12 protein-coding genes are annotated in these 15,879 nt (G+C 58.3%); 6 read left to right on the top strand and 6 right to left on the bottom strand.

The features are described from left to right. Positions 1-125 precede the first annotated feature (125 nt). From ACE10X_RS08945 to ACE10X_RS08935, 3 genes are all read right to left on the bottom strand, one after another. A complete protein-coding gene (locus ACE10X_RS08945) occupies positions 126-1,265 on the bottom strand; it encodes an MFS transporter (RefSeq protein ID WP_028343461.1) in 1,140 nt (379 codons plus the stop codon). A gap of 736 nt (positions 1,266-2,001) precedes the next feature. After that, positions 2,002-2,892: a sulfite exporter TauE/SafE family protein gene (locus tag ACE10X_RS08940; RefSeq protein ID WP_016848000.1), complete on the bottom strand. Its 891-nt coding sequence runs from the start codon at positions 2,890-2,892 to the stop codon at positions 2,002-2,004. Between the two features lie 787 nt (positions 2,893-3,679). Next, positions 3,680-6,781: a multidrug efflux RND transporter permease subunit gene (locus ACE10X_RS08935; RefSeq protein WP_028343460.1), complete on the bottom strand. Its 3,102-nt coding sequence runs from the start codon at positions 6,779-6,781 to the stop codon at positions 3,680-3,682. A 757-nt stretch (positions 6,782-7,538) separates the two neighbouring features. Between ACE10X_RS08935 and ACE10X_RS08930 the strand changes: the two genes are divergently transcribed. The 4 genes from ACE10X_RS08930 to ACE10X_RS08915 all read left to right on the top strand — a co-directional run bounded on the left by ACE10X_RS08930 (position 7,539) and on the right by ACE10X_RS08915 (position 11,571). Then, positions 7,539-7,760 (top strand): hypothetical protein, encoded by a 222-nt coding sequence (locus tag ACE10X_RS08930; protein ID WP_028343459.1) that lies wholly within the window; start codon positions 7,539-7,541, stop codon positions 7,758-7,760. Between the two features lie 924 nt (positions 7,761-8,684). Next, on the top strand, positions 8,685-9,239 hold the full coding sequence (locus ACE10X_RS08925; RefSeq protein WP_016848004.1) for a hypothetical protein: 555 nt from the start codon (positions 8,685-8,687) through the stop codon (positions 9,237-9,239). A 1,031-nt stretch (positions 9,240-10,270) separates the two neighbouring features. Continuing rightward, on the top strand, positions 10,271-10,648 hold the full coding sequence (locus ACE10X_RS08920; protein WP_028343458.1) for an NUDIX hydrolase: 378 nt from the start codon (positions 10,271-10,273) through the stop codon (positions 10,646-10,648). Between the two features lie 644 nt (positions 10,649-11,292). Next, positions 11,293-11,571, top strand: coding sequence for a hypothetical protein (locus ACE10X_RS08915; RefSeq protein ID WP_028343457.1), 279 nt, complete (start codon positions 11,293-11,295; stop codon positions 11,569-11,571). 26 nt (positions 11,572-11,597) lie between these two features. Here ACE10X_RS08915 and ACE10X_RS08910 read toward each other — a convergent pair whose 3' ends face one another. Continuing rightward, positions 11,598-11,786: a DUF3606 domain-containing protein gene (locus ACE10X_RS08910; RefSeq protein ID WP_016848274.1), complete on the bottom strand. Its 189-nt coding sequence runs from the start codon at positions 11,784-11,786 to the stop codon at positions 11,598-11,600. 105 nt (positions 11,787-11,891) lie between these two features. On the opposite strand from ACE10X_RS08910, the gene ligD (ACE10X_RS08905) reads away from it, so the two are divergent. Continuing rightward, complete coding sequence (ligD, locus tag ACE10X_RS08905) at positions 11,892-12,812, top strand: non-homologous end-joining DNA ligase (protein ID WP_028343456.1); 921 nt, start codon at positions 11,892-11,894, stop codon at positions 12,810-12,812. A gap of 226 nt (positions 12,813-13,038) precedes the next feature. On the opposite strand, the gene ACE10X_RS08900 is transcribed toward ligD (ACE10X_RS08905), so the two are convergent. Continuing rightward, a complete protein-coding gene (locus ACE10X_RS08900) occupies positions 13,039-13,656 on the bottom strand; it encodes a cell envelope integrity/translocation protein TolA (RefSeq protein ID WP_028343455.1) in 618 nt (205 codons plus the stop codon). A 140-nt stretch (positions 13,657-13,796) separates the two neighbouring features. On the opposite strand from ACE10X_RS08900, the gene ligD (ACE10X_RS08895) reads away from it, so the two are divergent. Further along, positions 13,797-14,744 (top strand): non-homologous end-joining DNA ligase, encoded by a 948-nt coding sequence (ligD, locus tag ACE10X_RS08895; RefSeq protein WP_028343454.1) that lies wholly within the window; start codon positions 13,797-13,799, stop codon positions 14,742-14,744. Positions 14,745-14,771: 27 nt separating this feature from the next. On the opposite strand, the gene ACE10X_RS08890 is transcribed toward ligD (ACE10X_RS08895), so the two are convergent. Further along, a complete protein-coding gene (locus tag ACE10X_RS08890) occupies positions 14,772-15,596 on the bottom strand; it encodes a ribonuclease HII (RefSeq protein WP_028343453.1) in 825 nt (274 codons plus the stop codon). Between the last annotated feature and the right edge of the window lie 283 nt (positions 15,597-15,879).

Genomic DNA, 15,879 nt, shown 5'->3' with positions numbered 1-15,879 from the left:
TGATCGAGAGTGCCGTTTTACTGCTATCAGGTTGAGATCTGATCGACTCTCAGCCTTGAACGCCGGCGCCGCAGCCGATCATTGGCTCGAAACGTGCCGGTGTCCTTTTCCTCTCGATCGGCGGCCTAGCGAGGTTCGGCCATAACCATCCGCGCCGACAGCGTGACGATGCACATGAGCGCGCCTAACATGCCGAACGCAAAAGGCAAGCCGGTCATGTGTGCGACGAGCCCGATGCTGGCGGGACCCATCAGTATACCGGCGTAGCCAGCTGTCGTGATGACCGCGATTGCAACGCCCACCGGCATCACCTTCTGTTTGCCGGCGCGGCGACACAGCACAGGTACAACATTTGAAATACCCAATCCAATAAGCAGGAACCCCGCCATGGCAATCACCGCAACCGGCGCGGCGACCACAGCCAGGAAGCCTATCATGATTGGTAGAGTTCCGAGCATCAATGTGGCACGGTCGCCGATTCGCTCCACTACGGCATCTCCGCCGAGACGTCCCGCAGTCATCGCGATGGCGAAGAGCATACAGCCAAGACCTCCATGCGCCTCAGCGAGAAGATCTTGCCCAACGAGAAGCAAAGCGCTCCAATCAAGCATTGCACCTTCGACAAGAAACGTAATAGCCGCGAGCGCAGCTATTAGCACCACACTGCGATGGGGCAAGACAAACACTGGCCCCTGCTGCCTTACACTCGTCGCGGTCAACCGCGGCCAGGCCGACACAATCGCGATCATCATAAACATCGAACAGACTAACGTTGAAAAAAGCGGACCAAGCTGAAGCGAAAGGAACAAAGTCACGGCAGCAGAGCCGGTGAATTCGCCGATGCTGTAATGGGCATGGAAGCCGGACATCAATGGACGGCCGGTGGCGCGCTCCAGTTCAATCGCATAGATGTTCATGGCTACATCGATCGCCCCCAGTGAAACGCCGAACGCAAACAGCGTGGCACCGAGCGCAAGAGGTGTTCCGGCGATAGCAAGCCACGGCAGGATAAGCGCGAGGCCGAGTCCACCGACGAAGATAATGGGCTTGCTGCCGTACCGCGCATTCGACACGCTGGTCAAAAGCATAGCGAGAACGGATCCCATTCCGAGACAGAGCAGCAGAAGACCGAGCATGCGGTCATCTACCGCGAGCCGCTCCTTGGCGAGCGGCACCAAAGGCGCCCACGCCGCGAGGCCAAATCCGGCAACAAAAAACGCAAGCCGCGTCCCAAGCAGGCCGGCTGCCCAATTGGCAGATGGTATCACAGGCACTCCTGAGAGAACGGGCTGGTGAGCGCGGCGCCCCTCATCCTGTGTGCGCCGCCTGCAAGCGGTCCGATGATGGCCTCACGTTGGCATTTTTCATCCCTGCAAATGCGATGCCATCGCAAAAGCTCGAGCCACTCCCGGAGTGGCAAGCGTCAACGCGGAATGATCGTCAAGCCCCGGACACCGGTTTGGCCTATCTTTCTCGGATAGCTAGCCGTACGAAGGACACTAGTCTTTGCTTGTTCCGACGGTTAGAGGCGCAACAGCTCGAGTTGCCTTTGTCGCAAAGCGCACAAAGCCGACGGCACCCGGACCTTGCGTTTACTTCGAGAAGAACACCACAGCTCGCGTGAACACGGCCGTCAGCTCCCCGGCAGCATTTGCTGTCAATCTGGAAGCTCTCACAAAACGCAAAGGCGCTGCGCTACGCCTGAGCTCAATACAACGAACATTCATGGAGGACCGGAGCTGACCGCGGGGAACTTCTACGCTATACCGGGGCATCGGATCGCGGCAGATCATCCGAACGTGACGGAAAATCAGAGCTGCGATTCCAAATTCCCGGTGTCGGAGCGCTGGGTTGTGATGGAGCAATCAACCAAATCCTCCCTGCCATTTATGTTGGCGCCAGAAGGGCAGCATCGGCATCGCGTGCAGTCATCAATTACCTTTGCTATCTGGTTAGGTCCAGGAAGCGCGCGTTCGATAGCGAGCTGGTCGCCGGCATCCCTCAAGCGCTTATATCCGCGGAGCGCCGCGACTGTCGTTCTGACCAGGTCGGACTGTGCGTGGTAACGAATGAGTATAGCAAGCAAAAATCGATCAGTATTGTCGCCGTCATCACGCTGTAAGCCCAGCCGTTCTGCACGAGATCGAGCTCGATCAACACCCGTGACAGACCGAATCCCACGATCCAAGCATCAAAGCTCATGCAAATGCGTCGAAACATCTCCGGATCAAGCCGCCGAATGACGTAGGATCCCAGCGGGATGCCGAGCAAAACACTGGGTATAAAGGCATAAAGCAGGCTGCCGCTTTCGGAAATGAAAAGGCCGAGCTTGTAGTAGACAAAGGCAGTTGCGCTCGATTCCACTACGCGAACCAGGGCAAGACCGGCGCGAAATTCGTTTTTGACGAGGCCCTGGTTGTTAAACAGCATGGCCAAAGGCGGGCCGGAGATAGTCGTCACCGAATAGAGGATGCCCAGCATCGACCCGAATGGCAGACCGATCAGCCAGCTCGCTTCGATAGGGCGGCGCCAGCCCGCGGCTTGCAACAAGATCAGGGGCAAAATGATCGTGTACGTGGCGAATTTGATCCAGCCCGGCTGCAGTGAGGCCAACGCATAGCCCCCGAGCGCAATGCCTGGCAAGAGCCCAAGCAAGATGGGAAACACTCGTCTCCAAACCGCCGGCACACCCTTCAGATTGATGAAGAGGACGTAAACGTTGACGAAGACTTCGATGATAACAATGGCCGGGTTGAGAATGCGATTGGGGTAGAAAACCAGCGCAAGGGGTACAGTGAGCGACGAAAAACCGTAGCCAATGGCTCCATTTACAAAGGCCGCAAAACAAGTTGTTGCGGCCAAAAATAGCATAGCACCATCAAACTCAGGCATTTACTTAACCTTCCTAGTCCGGAGCGCGTCCGATCACACGTCAGCGAATCAGACGTGGACATTGGTCATCAGGATTGCGGCAGATTCCGCCCTCGCTTCGCAGCTCCGGCGACCTTCACATTGGTTTTTGGCCGTGGCCAAGCGCGCTAGTTTCTCTTATTATCGACTTCGGTTGTATGAAGCTGCGTTGTACTTCCCCTACCCGACCGCGATCACTCAGCTAATACGTGTCAGTCTATTTTTCGGCTTGTCGATCGCTGGTTTTCGTATCGAAGCCATGACTGCGGCGGTCGTAGATGCGAGGGGCTCCTGACGACCAGTTCCGAACGGTCCCCAGTGGACTTGAACTGTCGGCAACTAAACCCTAAGGTCGTTGCAACCCAGAGGTCGTCGTTTTCAACTAGCAATGCGAGGCGCTCAGACGGGAGTAAAGCAATTCGCTCCAGAGACGTTGGGATAATAGCAACATCACCTTTTCAGCGTTGACAAGTTCTTCGCCGGCCGCCTGACGCTCGCCAAGCTGGGCAGCATGTGGCGACGATCTCGTTACGCGAAAAGCATGAGGCCGTCCCAGGCTCTATCGCTGACCACACCGGCATCATGAAGCGGCCGCATTTTTGGCAGTGTGCAGCCCTTCTCCTCGGGCAAACGATGGGTCAAAACAGGCGCAGCAGTTGGACATCATCCTTGTACCCTCGTGAATTTCGAGTCGATAAAATCACCGCGGTCGGCGAACAACGCCCTATCCGGAGCAGCAATCGAGCGAACGCGGATTGATTAGTCGTTACTATTTGGCCAGCTGGACATCAGCAGCGCCGGTGAGTTCAACCTCTGTGCCGTTCTTCCCGTGACCGGCGCTCGCGTCGGCTCGGTGATCGGACGCGATTGCGACATAGACCGCCGGCAGCACGAAGAGAGTGAAGAGCGTGCCGATAGACATGCCAGCGACGAGCACCAGCCCGATCGAAAAGCGACTCGCGGCGCCAGCTCCCGTTGCGGTCAACAAGGGTATGAGGCCCGTGACCATCGCCGCCGTCGTCATCAAGATTGGACGCAACCGGACGCGCGCCGCCATCTCTATAGCCGAGCGACGGTCAAGTCGCTCCTTGAGCTGCAGTTCATTGGCGAACTCAACCATCAAGATGCCATGCTTGGAAATCAACCCGACCAGCGTTAGCAGTCCGACCTGGGTGTAGATGTTGATCGTCGCCCAGCCCAAAAATAGCGGTATCAGGGCGCCGACGATTGCCATCGGCACGCTGATCATAATAACGAGGGGATCGCGCAGACTTTCGAACTGCGCCGCAAGCACCAAGAATATGACGATAAGGGCAAACGCGAAGGTAATGGCCAGTTGGTTACCCTCGTGCACATATTGCCGGGCGTCGGCAAGGAAGTCGTGGCTGAAGCCTGCGGGCAGTTTCTTTGCCTGCGCTTCCAGGAAGTCCACGGCCTGACCGATCGTAACGCCGGGCATCGGCACGGCTTGAAAGGTCGCGCAGTTGAGCTGGTTGTAGTGCGTGAGTGCGTTCGGATCAGTCGCAGTCTCCACCGAGACTACGGTAGACAGCGGAAGCATCGAACCTTTCGCGGTCTTCACATAATAGTTTCCGATCGCTTCCGGGGCCAGGCGTTGCTCGCGGGGCACCTGCGGAATCACTTGGTACGAACGGCCTTGCAGATTGAAGTGATTGACGTAGTTTCCGCCAAGTAGGGTGGCGAGCGCATTACCAATATTCTGCATGGTGATGCCAAGATCGTTGGCCTTCGATCGATCGACCTTGATTCGTACCACGGGCTGATTGAACTCGAGGTCAGAATCGCTGACCATGAACAGACCGCTTTTGCGCGCGGCATCCTTCAGGTTCGACATCTGCTCATAGACGGATTGGAAACCTAGCGTCGAATTGATCACCATCTGCACTGGTAGCCCGTCCGTGCCTCCCGGAAGCGAAGGCAGGCTAAACGCAAATGCGTTAATACCTTCGATTTTGGACAGCTCGACCTGGACAAGGGACTTTAGCGCGATCGATGACCGCTTGCGCTCATCCCAAGGCTTGAGCAACATGCCGGCCATCCCTCCCCGCGAGCCGCTAGTGCCGTTGAGCACGAAGCTCAAATCGGTCTCGGGAAACTTCTGAAACGCCTTTTCGAGCTTGGCGCCGTAATAGTTGAGGTAGTCGATGTTGGCGTATTTCGGCGCTTTGGTTAGCGCGAATACAATCCCTTGATCTTCCTCCGGCGCGAGTTCCTTGGAAGTGTGCATATAGAGAAAACCGACGAGACCCAGCATGGTCAGGGCGAACAGCCCGGTAATCGGACGATAGTCGAGCGAGCGGTCGAGCTTGCGTCCGTACCAGCGTGTCGTGGCGCCAAACACGCGGTTCACAACTCTTGCAAACCGCCCCTCCTCAGCGCTCTTCAGGCAGACCGAGCACATCATCGGCGACAGCGTCAAAGCGATCACGCCCGACACGATCACCGCCCCCGCCAGCGTAAACGCGAACTCGCGGAACAGCGCGCCGGTGACGCCCCCGAGAAAACCGATGGGCGCGTATACGGCGGCCAACGTAATCGTCATGGAGACGACGGGGCCCACGATCTCGCGCGCGCCTCTCGCAGCAGCCTGGAGGGGCGGCGCACCTTCTTCCAGATGGCGATGAACGTTCTCCACCACGACGATCGCGTCGTCGACCACGAGACCGATCGCGAGTACCATCGCAAGGAGGGTAAGGAGATTGAATGAGAATCCCAGCGCCAGCATCATGCTGCAGACACCGATGAGCGACAACGGAATGGTAACGACGGGAATGATGACCGACCGCAGCGAGGCCAGGAATAGAAAGATGACCACCACCACTATCACGACGGCCTCAATGAGCGTCTTCTCCACTTCATCGATCGACGATTGAATGAATTTGGTGGAATCGTAGGCCACTTTCATCTTCAGTGCCGGCGGCAGGTTGCGTTCCATTTCTGGAAACAGCGCCCGAACACCTCGCACTATGTTTAGCGGATTGCCCTGCGGGCTCGCCTGGACACCGATGAAGACCGCGTGCTCGCCGTTCATGGAGACGCTGACGTCTGTGGTCTGCGCGGCAAGCTCGACTGCCGCAATGTCCTCCATGCGTACAAAGCCGCCGTCATTCGCTTTGACGACCATGCGCTTGAAGTCATCGACACTCCGCAGGTCGGTGTTTGTCGTGACGTCGGAGATAGTGAAATAGCCCTTGGTCTGACCGGACGCGGCCTGGAAGTTGTTGGCAGCGATTGCAGCCGAAACATCTGCCGGCGACACGCCGTGCCCCGCCATTTTCGCAGCATCGAGCCATAGCCGCATCGCAAAACTTTGGCTGCCCAGGATGTCAGCCGCCGCAACGCCGTCGACGGTCGACAAAACCGGTTGCACGACGCGCGAGAGATAGTCCGAGATCGCGCTGGCCGTCAGTTCCTCGCTGGAGAAGGCGATGTACATGACAGCGGTAGCCTGACCGCTTGACTTAGTGACGATCGGATCGTTCGATTCTTTCGGGATTAACGATTTGACTGAATTGACCTTAGACAGCACCTCGGTGAGTGCCTCGTTGGGATCGAAATTGAGCTTGATGTAGACTTGGATCGTCGACGCACCGAGCACAGATGAGGAAGTGACATAGTCGACGCCCTCTGCGGAAGCGACCGCCTGCTCCAGAGGAGTGGTGATGAACCCCTGGATCATGTCGGCGGAGGCGCCAGGATAGGAGGTCGTGATATTGACGACCGTGTTAGACAGTTTGGGATACTGCCGGATTGGCAGAACAGCGGCCGCGCGAAGGCCGATCAGCAAGATCAGTAGACTGACGACGATAGATAAAACCGGACGCTTGATGAAAAGCTCTGTAAATGTCATCTCGACTCGCATTCAAAGAGGGTGACGCAAACTCGCTAGCGAGTCGCGCGACAGCCATCGTTATTAAAGCGGCAACTGCGGCCAGGCCCCTGCTATAAGCGAAACTGAAGTGGCCGCTCTAAAGACTCGTATGTTCCCAAGCAGAGGCTCAGCCTTCCGCTTCTTCCATTCTCGCTGCTTATGATGAACGCCGACCCCGCTTGGCTGAGTGCGATCTCGAATAGGGAGCGCCTTCGCAAGATAAGACCCAAGTCCTTTTTGCGCGTAATCAGCCTGAGGTCCGCCTCAGGATGTGGAGGTGGGCTCACGTGCTTCCATTTACTCGTGCTCAAGTCTGAATGGAGCGCAAAACCGTCTAGGTGAATCGCGTCAGTTCAAGGCTTCGACCCGTTCGATCGAATGATTCAGCTTTGAAATCGAAAGTATGGACAACCTGGCAGATGCTCAACTCTACAAAGGTAAGCGGGTGATATCGCATGGGCTACAAAGCCTATACCAAGGTTTGTTCTCGGTCCGACTCAAACTTCCACAGTATTCCCCCAGGCGGGTCGGGCGACGGTCCCGTCTTGTACGCGGCCTCGTGCCACTCAAGCTTCTTCTTGGGCTTTCTCATCATCCTTAGGTCGGCTCGGAAGCGATCGACTGCGCCACTCGTTTTGCTCGAGGCGGGATGCAAATCTCATCTCGAAGGACCTAATCCGCCCACACGATCGGGTTGTAAAAGCCGACATGCACAGAATTGACTCAGAGAGTCCGCGTGCAGGCGATATGCTCACGCATCATTGAGAGCTTTGCGCTGGACGGCAATGAATGTGGCGACATTTATGTTGGCCGGCGTACGGGTGACGAGATGTTCTACGCCGGCAAGGTCGACCACGGCTTCGACAAGGCCTCGGCCACCGATCTCCACAAACTACTGACGCCGCTGATCCGCAAGACCCAGGCCCACACCAAACGCATCGAGCATGAGGCGATCTAGGTTGCGCCGAAGCTGTTCGTCGAAATCGAGTAATCTTGTCAACTGCCGAAGGTAAGGGGCGACATTCAGCTCTTTCATGGTGTCGGGGAGGATCCATCATTACCTCACCGCGCTGCAGCTTCTGCAATGATACCCGCTGGCTCCGGGAGGTGAATCCGGCTCAGCCATACAAAGACCACACGCCTGCATGCGCTTCGCACTGTCAGGATGCCGCGTCCGGTCTGTTGCAAACCCGACGATCACGGCTTTGTCCCGCCCTCGCCGCAAGAATTCAAGCCGGATCTGTATCGGCGCTAGGGCGCCTACTCATAATTCGCCGTGTTCGCTTTACCACTAAAACCAGTCATCGCCGGGCGACCAGGGCATGTCGGTGATGGGCGATGAGGCGACATCGCGAGCTATTTTTGATTTTGACGCGACGAACTTCTACGAATTTCTTTAAACATGCGTATTCAGATTGGTACGTTGCTTGCTTTGTTCAGGACCTCATCATCCACGATTATCTTCTGAGCGGACCTGCGTCGCTGCAAATGCAAAGTCAGCCCGGAGATCGCCGTGCGGCGAAACTATGGAACCGATGTAGACCGGGGTGTCGGTCTAAATAGCAGACTGCAGCGCAAAGGTGGCGATGCTGAACTGCCAGTCGAGGGGAGCCGTTGCAAAGGCCGTCGTGACTTCTGGTAAGTCCATCGTTGTACACGATAACGCCATTGACCCCGTCATTTCACGCGCACGACCTCATTAAACTTCACGTCTGATTCTGATCTAGAATGATGAGGTAGAACATGCAAAGGCGTGGCGCGGTGGTCGACCAGCCACTGAAATGAAATCAGGTCGTTCTTTAGTGCGTCAGAAGGGACCTGATTCGTTCTCACGATGAACCGTAGTTTGCTTCCGGAGCGTAGCTGAGGAGATTGGGGCGCAATGACGTGTATTGTTGGACTGGTTAATAAAGGCACTGTTTACATCGGTGGCGATAGCGCCGGTTTGGACTCGAACTACTCTCTCGTCGTCCGCAACGACAGGAAGGTATTCCGGAGCGGTGATTTCGTCATGGGCTTTACCAGCTCATTCCGGATGGGACAGCTTTTGGCGTTTGGCTTCCATCCTAACAGGCCGCGCGTGGGTGTCGATGTGATGACTTACATGGTCACCGACTTCATCGACGCCGTGAGAGCTCGAATGAAGTATGGCGGCTTTGCTAGGACGAGGGATTCTGCTGAATACGGCGGGACGTTCCTTGTCGGCTACGCCGCCCGGCTGTTCCATATCTCGGACGATTACCAGGTTGGAGAATCGGTCCATGGGTTCGATGCGTGCGGATGCGGTAATGCGATAGCGCTCGGCTCGCTGAGATCAACACGCGACTGGAATGACCCCAAAGCACGCCTCCTTGAAGCTTTGGGCGCCGCCGAGACGTTCAGCGCGGGTGTCCGCGGGCCGTTCTATTTAGAGCATACGGATTGCACAAATAATTGAACGATCCTTATCGTCCTCAGTCTATCCGACGACGTCATACGTGCCAGCCTGAACCTGTGTGCAGTTGAATTTGCTTGAGTGAAGGTGTTCCTGGGCAGTCATTCAGTTTAATTGCGGGTGATCTCCGCATTGTTGGACCGACCTGCATCTTAGCCAGAAAGTCCCTTGAGCATCGAAGTCCATGTGTTCGACTCAAAGTCGTGTCTTTGTCTCATCGTCCATGAGGGACAGTTACCGTCATCAGACCTTGTTCGGAGCAGGGCCCATTACGGCACCGGCTGGGGCTCGAAATGAGACGTTTTCACAAATCCGATATATGCCGTGATGACCACCATGAACAGCATCGCCGCGCGGCTGTGCGGTAAGCAGATCCGCGTAACCGCGGCGACCTTCGCTGTACCGGAGCCAAACCGGAAAACATAAGTGATAAGGAGAGCAGCCCGAACCAAGGCGACCTTACCTGGGTTTGCATATGGTTCCGTGTCCGTCTTTTATCGTTAATTCGCCGTAGCAAGCAATGTGATACTTGCGTCCCACAATAGGCATCTCGTCTGCTTGAGAGAATGAAGGCACGTTAATCGAGAGCTTCTTTACGAGAACTTCCTCGTATCCACCATCTCTCTCCAAGATCACGCGCCATTTCCACTCCCCGCCCGGGCTTTCGTCTGCCATTGTGTTGTAGCGGAGTCGGATCAAATTGCTCATCGAGAGTACCTGAAGACCATGTCCGATACGAGAGATAGAGAAAATCTATCGCCATCGCCGAATGAGAGGCGAGCGGCTTGCCCAACCGAGAACGCCTCGCCGATGCCAGCTTGCTCTTCCTTGAAGCAGTTCAAAACTTAACTGCTCAAAGATCTTTCTCCAAGACATACGAACGTTTGCGCGATAGATCGCTCAGGATCATGCAAGCTCGGCCCCACATCGTGATAGTTCCTTTTGTGAAGAGAAGGAACGCGGTCCGCGTCACTGCTCTTAGCGGCCCAAGCGGCCTAAACAGATCTCGGATTGTGAAACCGATTTGAGGGGTTATGGCGAAATCCTCAAAGCTTGTCGTTGCGAAGAACGGTCGTGCGCTTCTTGTCAGACGCCCTCGCGACGGGCTCTGGATGTTTCCGGGCGGCCGCAAGCGTGCCGGTGAGAGTGACAGGGCGTGCCTTCGTCGAGAGGTTGCGGAAGAACTTCCGAAAATCAAACTCGGACCGTTGAAGCTCTGGAAGGAAGTGAAGGGCACGAACCGCCGATCTGGGCGCAAGATGAGCGATGCTGTTTTCGTGGCTAAGAAAGCGTCCGGCCAATTGAAGATTGGTGACACAAAGGAGATCGACAAGGCGGTCTGGCGCAAGCCGCGACGGATCAGGCTAACGCCGACGTCCCGCTACATTCGGGACAAGCTGTTTCCCAAGTGAACAATAGCCGGTTACTTGCACGTTGATTTCCGCTCAAGGCAACAAACTTCGCCGCATCGCATATTGGCTCTTACCATCGGACGGGATTACCTTCTATCTCTTTGTGAACTTGATCTCGATGCGCGACGAGACTCGCTCTTAGAGCTCGGTCATAGGGCCGCAGGCCCGACCAGGCGTGCGCCAGGGCGCATCGCCTTAAAGAGAAATGGCACCCGCAGGAGCGTGAGCATAGCGACGCCGAAGGCGGCACGCGGGACCGAGTGCAGCGACGAGACCGGTTAAAAGGGCACCCGGGAACGGGGCAGTGATAGCGACGCCGGCATACTTCATGACGGCGGGCCCCTTTCCCGCGTGCCCCCGGCGAGGAGCACCGAAGCTCTGGCGCGAGGGATCGAAGCCGCACGGCCGAGACGCTGCGCGGCTCGGTTCACGAGAGCCCGGTGCGGCTCCGGCCGCACGCGCAGACACTGAAAGACCTGAGTGCACGTGATGCAGGCAACCCTGCGAGAACCGCCTGGCATTTTTCACAGTGGTCTCAGAACGGGGAAAACGTTGTCCCTCTGCTGACTGGGAATCCCAGCCTTGTGCTAGCAGCCGGAACAAACGAGCGGTTACAGGATTCGTCTTATTCGGAGTCTACTTCAATGCTGATGACCATTGAGCGAAGGCCGGCGATACGGACGCTGCGGGGATGGGCTATCGACGTGCTCCAGGAAGCGGGCGCCATCCGCGAGTGCGAGGAGCACGGTTGGATGCAGGACCGCGCCGATCCGCATGCACGAGAGCGCGCCTTCGATATCGCGCGTCTTCACCCGCCAGCAGACGTCTCCCCTCAGGCAGCGGAGGCCGCGGTTCGCGACGTGCTGGACTCGATTGGTGATACCTGCCCAGAATGCCCCTCTGACGAGGAGGACTGGCGCTAAGCTTCGACGCCAGCCCGTCTCCGACCTCAGCGGCCGAGCCGTTTCTCCACGCGCTTGCGCGCGTTGCCGACCTTTTTGACAGCCTTCTTCACCGCCGGCGCCGACTTTCGTGTCTTCTTCGCCTCGTACTGCACTTCGTAGTCCTGCCCGCCGGCCACCCGAGCCCGGTCCTGCTTTCGCCCGCGCGCCGTCTTCGACTTCTTTGCTGCCGCCATGGATACCTCCTGTTCGTGGCGTCGAGGCAACGCAACAAGGATTCCGCGGTTCCGGAACGATTCGAACTGTGCCAATTTGAATCGGCTGTAGCGTGGAGTTCTTCAGTGGCGTTTCAGCGTCAAAAACCGGCGAATATTGGCGTCAAGGCGCCTTTGCCCGGCTTCATCGAGCCGGCCCTGGCCACCTCGACCGAGAAGGTGCCGTCCGGAGAGCGCTGGATTCACGAAATCAAGTTCGACGGCTACCGGGTTCAGGTCCATCTGGCCAATGAGACGGCGAAGATCTTCACCCGACGCGGCCACGATTGGACGCATCGCTTCAAGAAGGTCGCTAACGACGCCTGGCGGATCAAGGCGAACTCGGCGGTGGTGGACGGCGAGATCGTGGTACCGGCCGCCGACGGCACGACCGACTTCTCGGTCCTGCAGAACGAGCTCAAGGGCAAGTCGAAGAGCATCGTGCTCGTCGCGTTCGACCTGCTCTATCTGAACGGCCGGGATATCCGGAAGCTACCGCTCTCTCAGCGCAAAGCCGAACTCAAGAAGATCCTAGGCGGTACCGACATCCAGTTCAGCGAAAGCTTCGAGATAGACGGCCGCGAGATGTTCGCGCACGCCTGCAAGCTCGGCCTCGAAGGCGTCGTCTCGAAGGTCCGGGGCAGCGCCTATCCAACAGGACGCACGAATGATTGGGTCAAAAAGACCTGCGTACAGCGTGAGACGTTGACCATTGCCGGCTTCGCACTCGATGGGACGAAGTGGGACGGCATCTACGTCGGCCGGCGCAAGGGCGACGATCTGGTCTACGCCGGCAAAGTCGACCACGGCTTCGACAAGGTCTCGGCCGCCGATCTGCAGAAACGGCTTAAACCCCTCATCCGAAAGACCCAGCCATATACCAAGCGCATCGGTCACAAGGGCATCTGGGTCGAACCCAAGCTTCTGGCCGAGATCGAGTATCGCGTGAAGTCGGCCGAGGGAAAGGTTCGCCACCCCTTCTTCCGGGGCCTACGGGAGGACCTGTGATGGATGCGTTCGATCGCTTCTGGCAGTGGGCGAACAAGCCCCCGAAAGTCCGCTGATTATTCCGGCCGAGCTGCATCAAGCGGTCATGGAGCTCGCGTCCCGAGGACCGAGGGGACCGCACCACGGTGAACCGAGCCGCAGCGCGCGCACCAGACCCCGAACGATGATTGCTTGACGGCAACCCTTTGCCTTCCCTCGGTGCCGCCGAGCAAGAACTGCCAAGAAACTAACTCCGCGCACGCTGCAGCGCAGCTTCCAATCGCTCCCTCTCCTTATTCCAGCGATCGTCTTCGGTTTGCGATCTCTTCGCGAGAGCCTCAACCTCGGCCTGGATGGCGGCAGCCCGCTTCGCGTGCTCCTGCTCCGCCTTGTCCAGCGCAGCCTGCGCCTTGTCGACCGCCTGCTGACGGCGCTCACGTTCTCTCTGCCTGGCGGCCTCTTCCTTCGCCCGCTCACCTTCCCGGCGCCTCTCCTCCCGTTCGTAGGCAAGCGCAGCCTTCCGCTCGGCCGTCTTGTCGACTGGACGTGAGGAAGGTTTCTTCGCAATTTGGCCCTTCGATTTGCGCGGGGCGTTCGTCGATCTTCTGTCCCCGCCGAGATCGGAGGGCAGTTCGGCTTGCTCGCTGAAGGATCGGTTGGATCCGACCGGGCGCCTGAGAACGACGCCCGGCTTCTTCATGGCCGCAGCGATGACGTCCGGATCGTCGCTTTCCTTCGCCGCGCCCTGGTGGAAGAGATTGCTGTTGGGGCCCCAGGCTTCGAGGGCCGCTTTCATGGACGGAGCGGCGATCGCCAGATCGAAGAAGCCCAGAGAAGTCTGAAAGGTTTTCAGTTTTCTCGCCATCGGTCTGATCCGCCCTCCTCAATCGAGCGTCAACGTCGCATGCCACGGAGCCTGCGGAACACGACGCGGCCCCGAAGCGTTCCCTAATCCTTGAAGGACGTCCACGCATTTGGCAACGTGCTCTTAAGGATTGGCCTCGAATGAGCCGGACGTCGACCCTGCCCAAGCGCCTGCAGCCGATGCTCGCTACGCTCACCGACGCGCCGTTCGACGATCCCGGCTGGGTTTTCGAGGACAAGTATGACGGCTTCCGGATGATCGCGAAAATCCGGCGAGGCAAGGTTGCGCTCTACAGCCGAAATGGCAAGATCATCAGCCGCAGCTATATCGAGGTCGCCAAAGCGCTGGAGGGCGTGAAGGGCGATGCCGTGATCGACGGGGAGCTCGTCGCGATCGGAAAGGACGGCGTCTCGCATTTCCAGTTGCTTCAAAACGCGCTGCGCCATGAGGCGAAGCTCCTGTATTGCGCCTTCGACCTCATGTTCGCAGACGGTGAGGACCTGCGTGCGCTGCCGCTCCTCGAGCGCAAGAAGCGGCTCAAGGCCATCCTTCCGCGCCACAAGCTCGTCGCGTTCAGCAACCACCGCAAAGGCAAGGGAACGAAGTTCTTCGCAGATGCGGAGCGGAGACATCTCGAAGGCATCATGGCCAAGCGCGCCGATAGCCCGTACGCGTCCGGACGCCGGACCGCCGACTGGCTGAAGGTGAAGACCGCGCAGCGACAAGAGGTCGTGATCGCCGGCTTCACGGCGCCGAGGCGAACCCGGCCTTTCTTCGGCGCTCTCGTCCTCGCGGTACGCGAAGGGGATGCATGGCGGTACATAGGCCACGTTGGCACCGGCTTCAGCCACCAAGTTCTCGAAGAGCTTCACGGCAGGCTCATGAAGCTCAAAACCGCCAAGTCACCGTTCCCTGCCAAGGTGAAGGATGAGCAGGTCACGACCTGGGTGCGTCCTGCGTTGGTCGCAGAAGTGAAGTTCGCGGAGTGGACCAGCAACGGCGAGCTGCGCCAGCCGGTCTATCTCGGGCTGCGGTCGGACAAAAACGCGAAGAACGTCGTACGCGAAAAGAAGCGGTCGCGAAAATAGCGCCGCCGAGACGAAGCGTAGACCTGTTCAGCCGGCGTCGCGCTCAGATGCCGAAGGCCATGGCGGCAAGGGCGGCAACCCGAGAGCCTTACGTACCGGTCCGAACGACCGCCGGTGAGCGGCGCATGCGCCGAGTCTGGCGAGCGCTTCATAATGAGCCGGCACCGGGTAGCCCTTGTGATCCGCGAAGCCGTAGCCGGGGTGTCGCAGGTCCAGCGCCCGCATGACGGCGTCGCGCTCGACTTTCGCGAGGATGGAGGCGGCCGCGATGCTGGCGGACCTGGCGTCGCCTTTGATGATGGCCTGCTGAGGAATATCGATTTCCTTCAACCGCTTCGCATCGATCAGCAAGTGCTGCGGCGTCAAGCCTAGCCCCCGGACCGCACGCTGCATGGCCTGGATGCCCGCCCAATAGATGTTGATCGCGTCGATCTCCTCGACCTCGACGAACGCCACAGACCAACACTCCGCCTTTTCCTTGATCTCCTTCGCGAGTTCTTCGCGAGCCGCGGCGTCGAGTTTTTTCGAGTCGTCGATTCCGACTATCCGCGTGCCCGGTTTCAGGATCACGGCGCCAGCGGAGACCGGCCCGGCGAGAGGGCTCATTCCGGCCTCATCCACGCCTGCCACGGCATGATGGCCTGTTTCCCACAGAGAGGTCTCGAAGCGGAGCATCTTGCGGAGGCGCTGCCCTTCCGACCTATTTTCGAAGCGGCGTTTGTCGATTGAAGCCAGAATGGCCCGCGCTCCGGCGCGGGTGTCGGCCCGCAAGATCTGCTCGACGCTGGCCTCGAGCGGTCTTTTCTCAACGACATAGCGCTGACGCAATACATCGAGTGAGTACTGGGACATTATGGCCTTCGTGAAGATTGACTGTTGGGGAGCATGTCAGTGAACTTTATGGCGATTGTCTGAAGTAGCTCGCCTCACCGACCGCGCAACGCCCTTTCAAAAGGAACCCGGCCAGCTCTTCCGCGCGGGTTCGGCCTCCATTTCCTCGCCATATTGTCGCTCGCCGGCTCGGTAGAAGGACCCGTGCTCAGTCGCCGTCCCGAGTAGATCGGGGCCGGCATGGCCGCAAACAAGGTAACGGCGGTACGCTTGGGGCTGGGGAGGCAAATCGACAGTCCGGGAC

The sequence above is a fragment of the Bradyrhizobium sp. Pha-3 genome, assembly GCF_042258325.1.
Classification (GTDB): domain Bacteria; phylum Pseudomonadota; class Alphaproteobacteria; order Rhizobiales; family Xanthobacteraceae; genus Bradyrhizobium; species Bradyrhizobium elkanii.
This window is presented reverse-complemented; position numbering and strand designations above follow the sequence as displayed.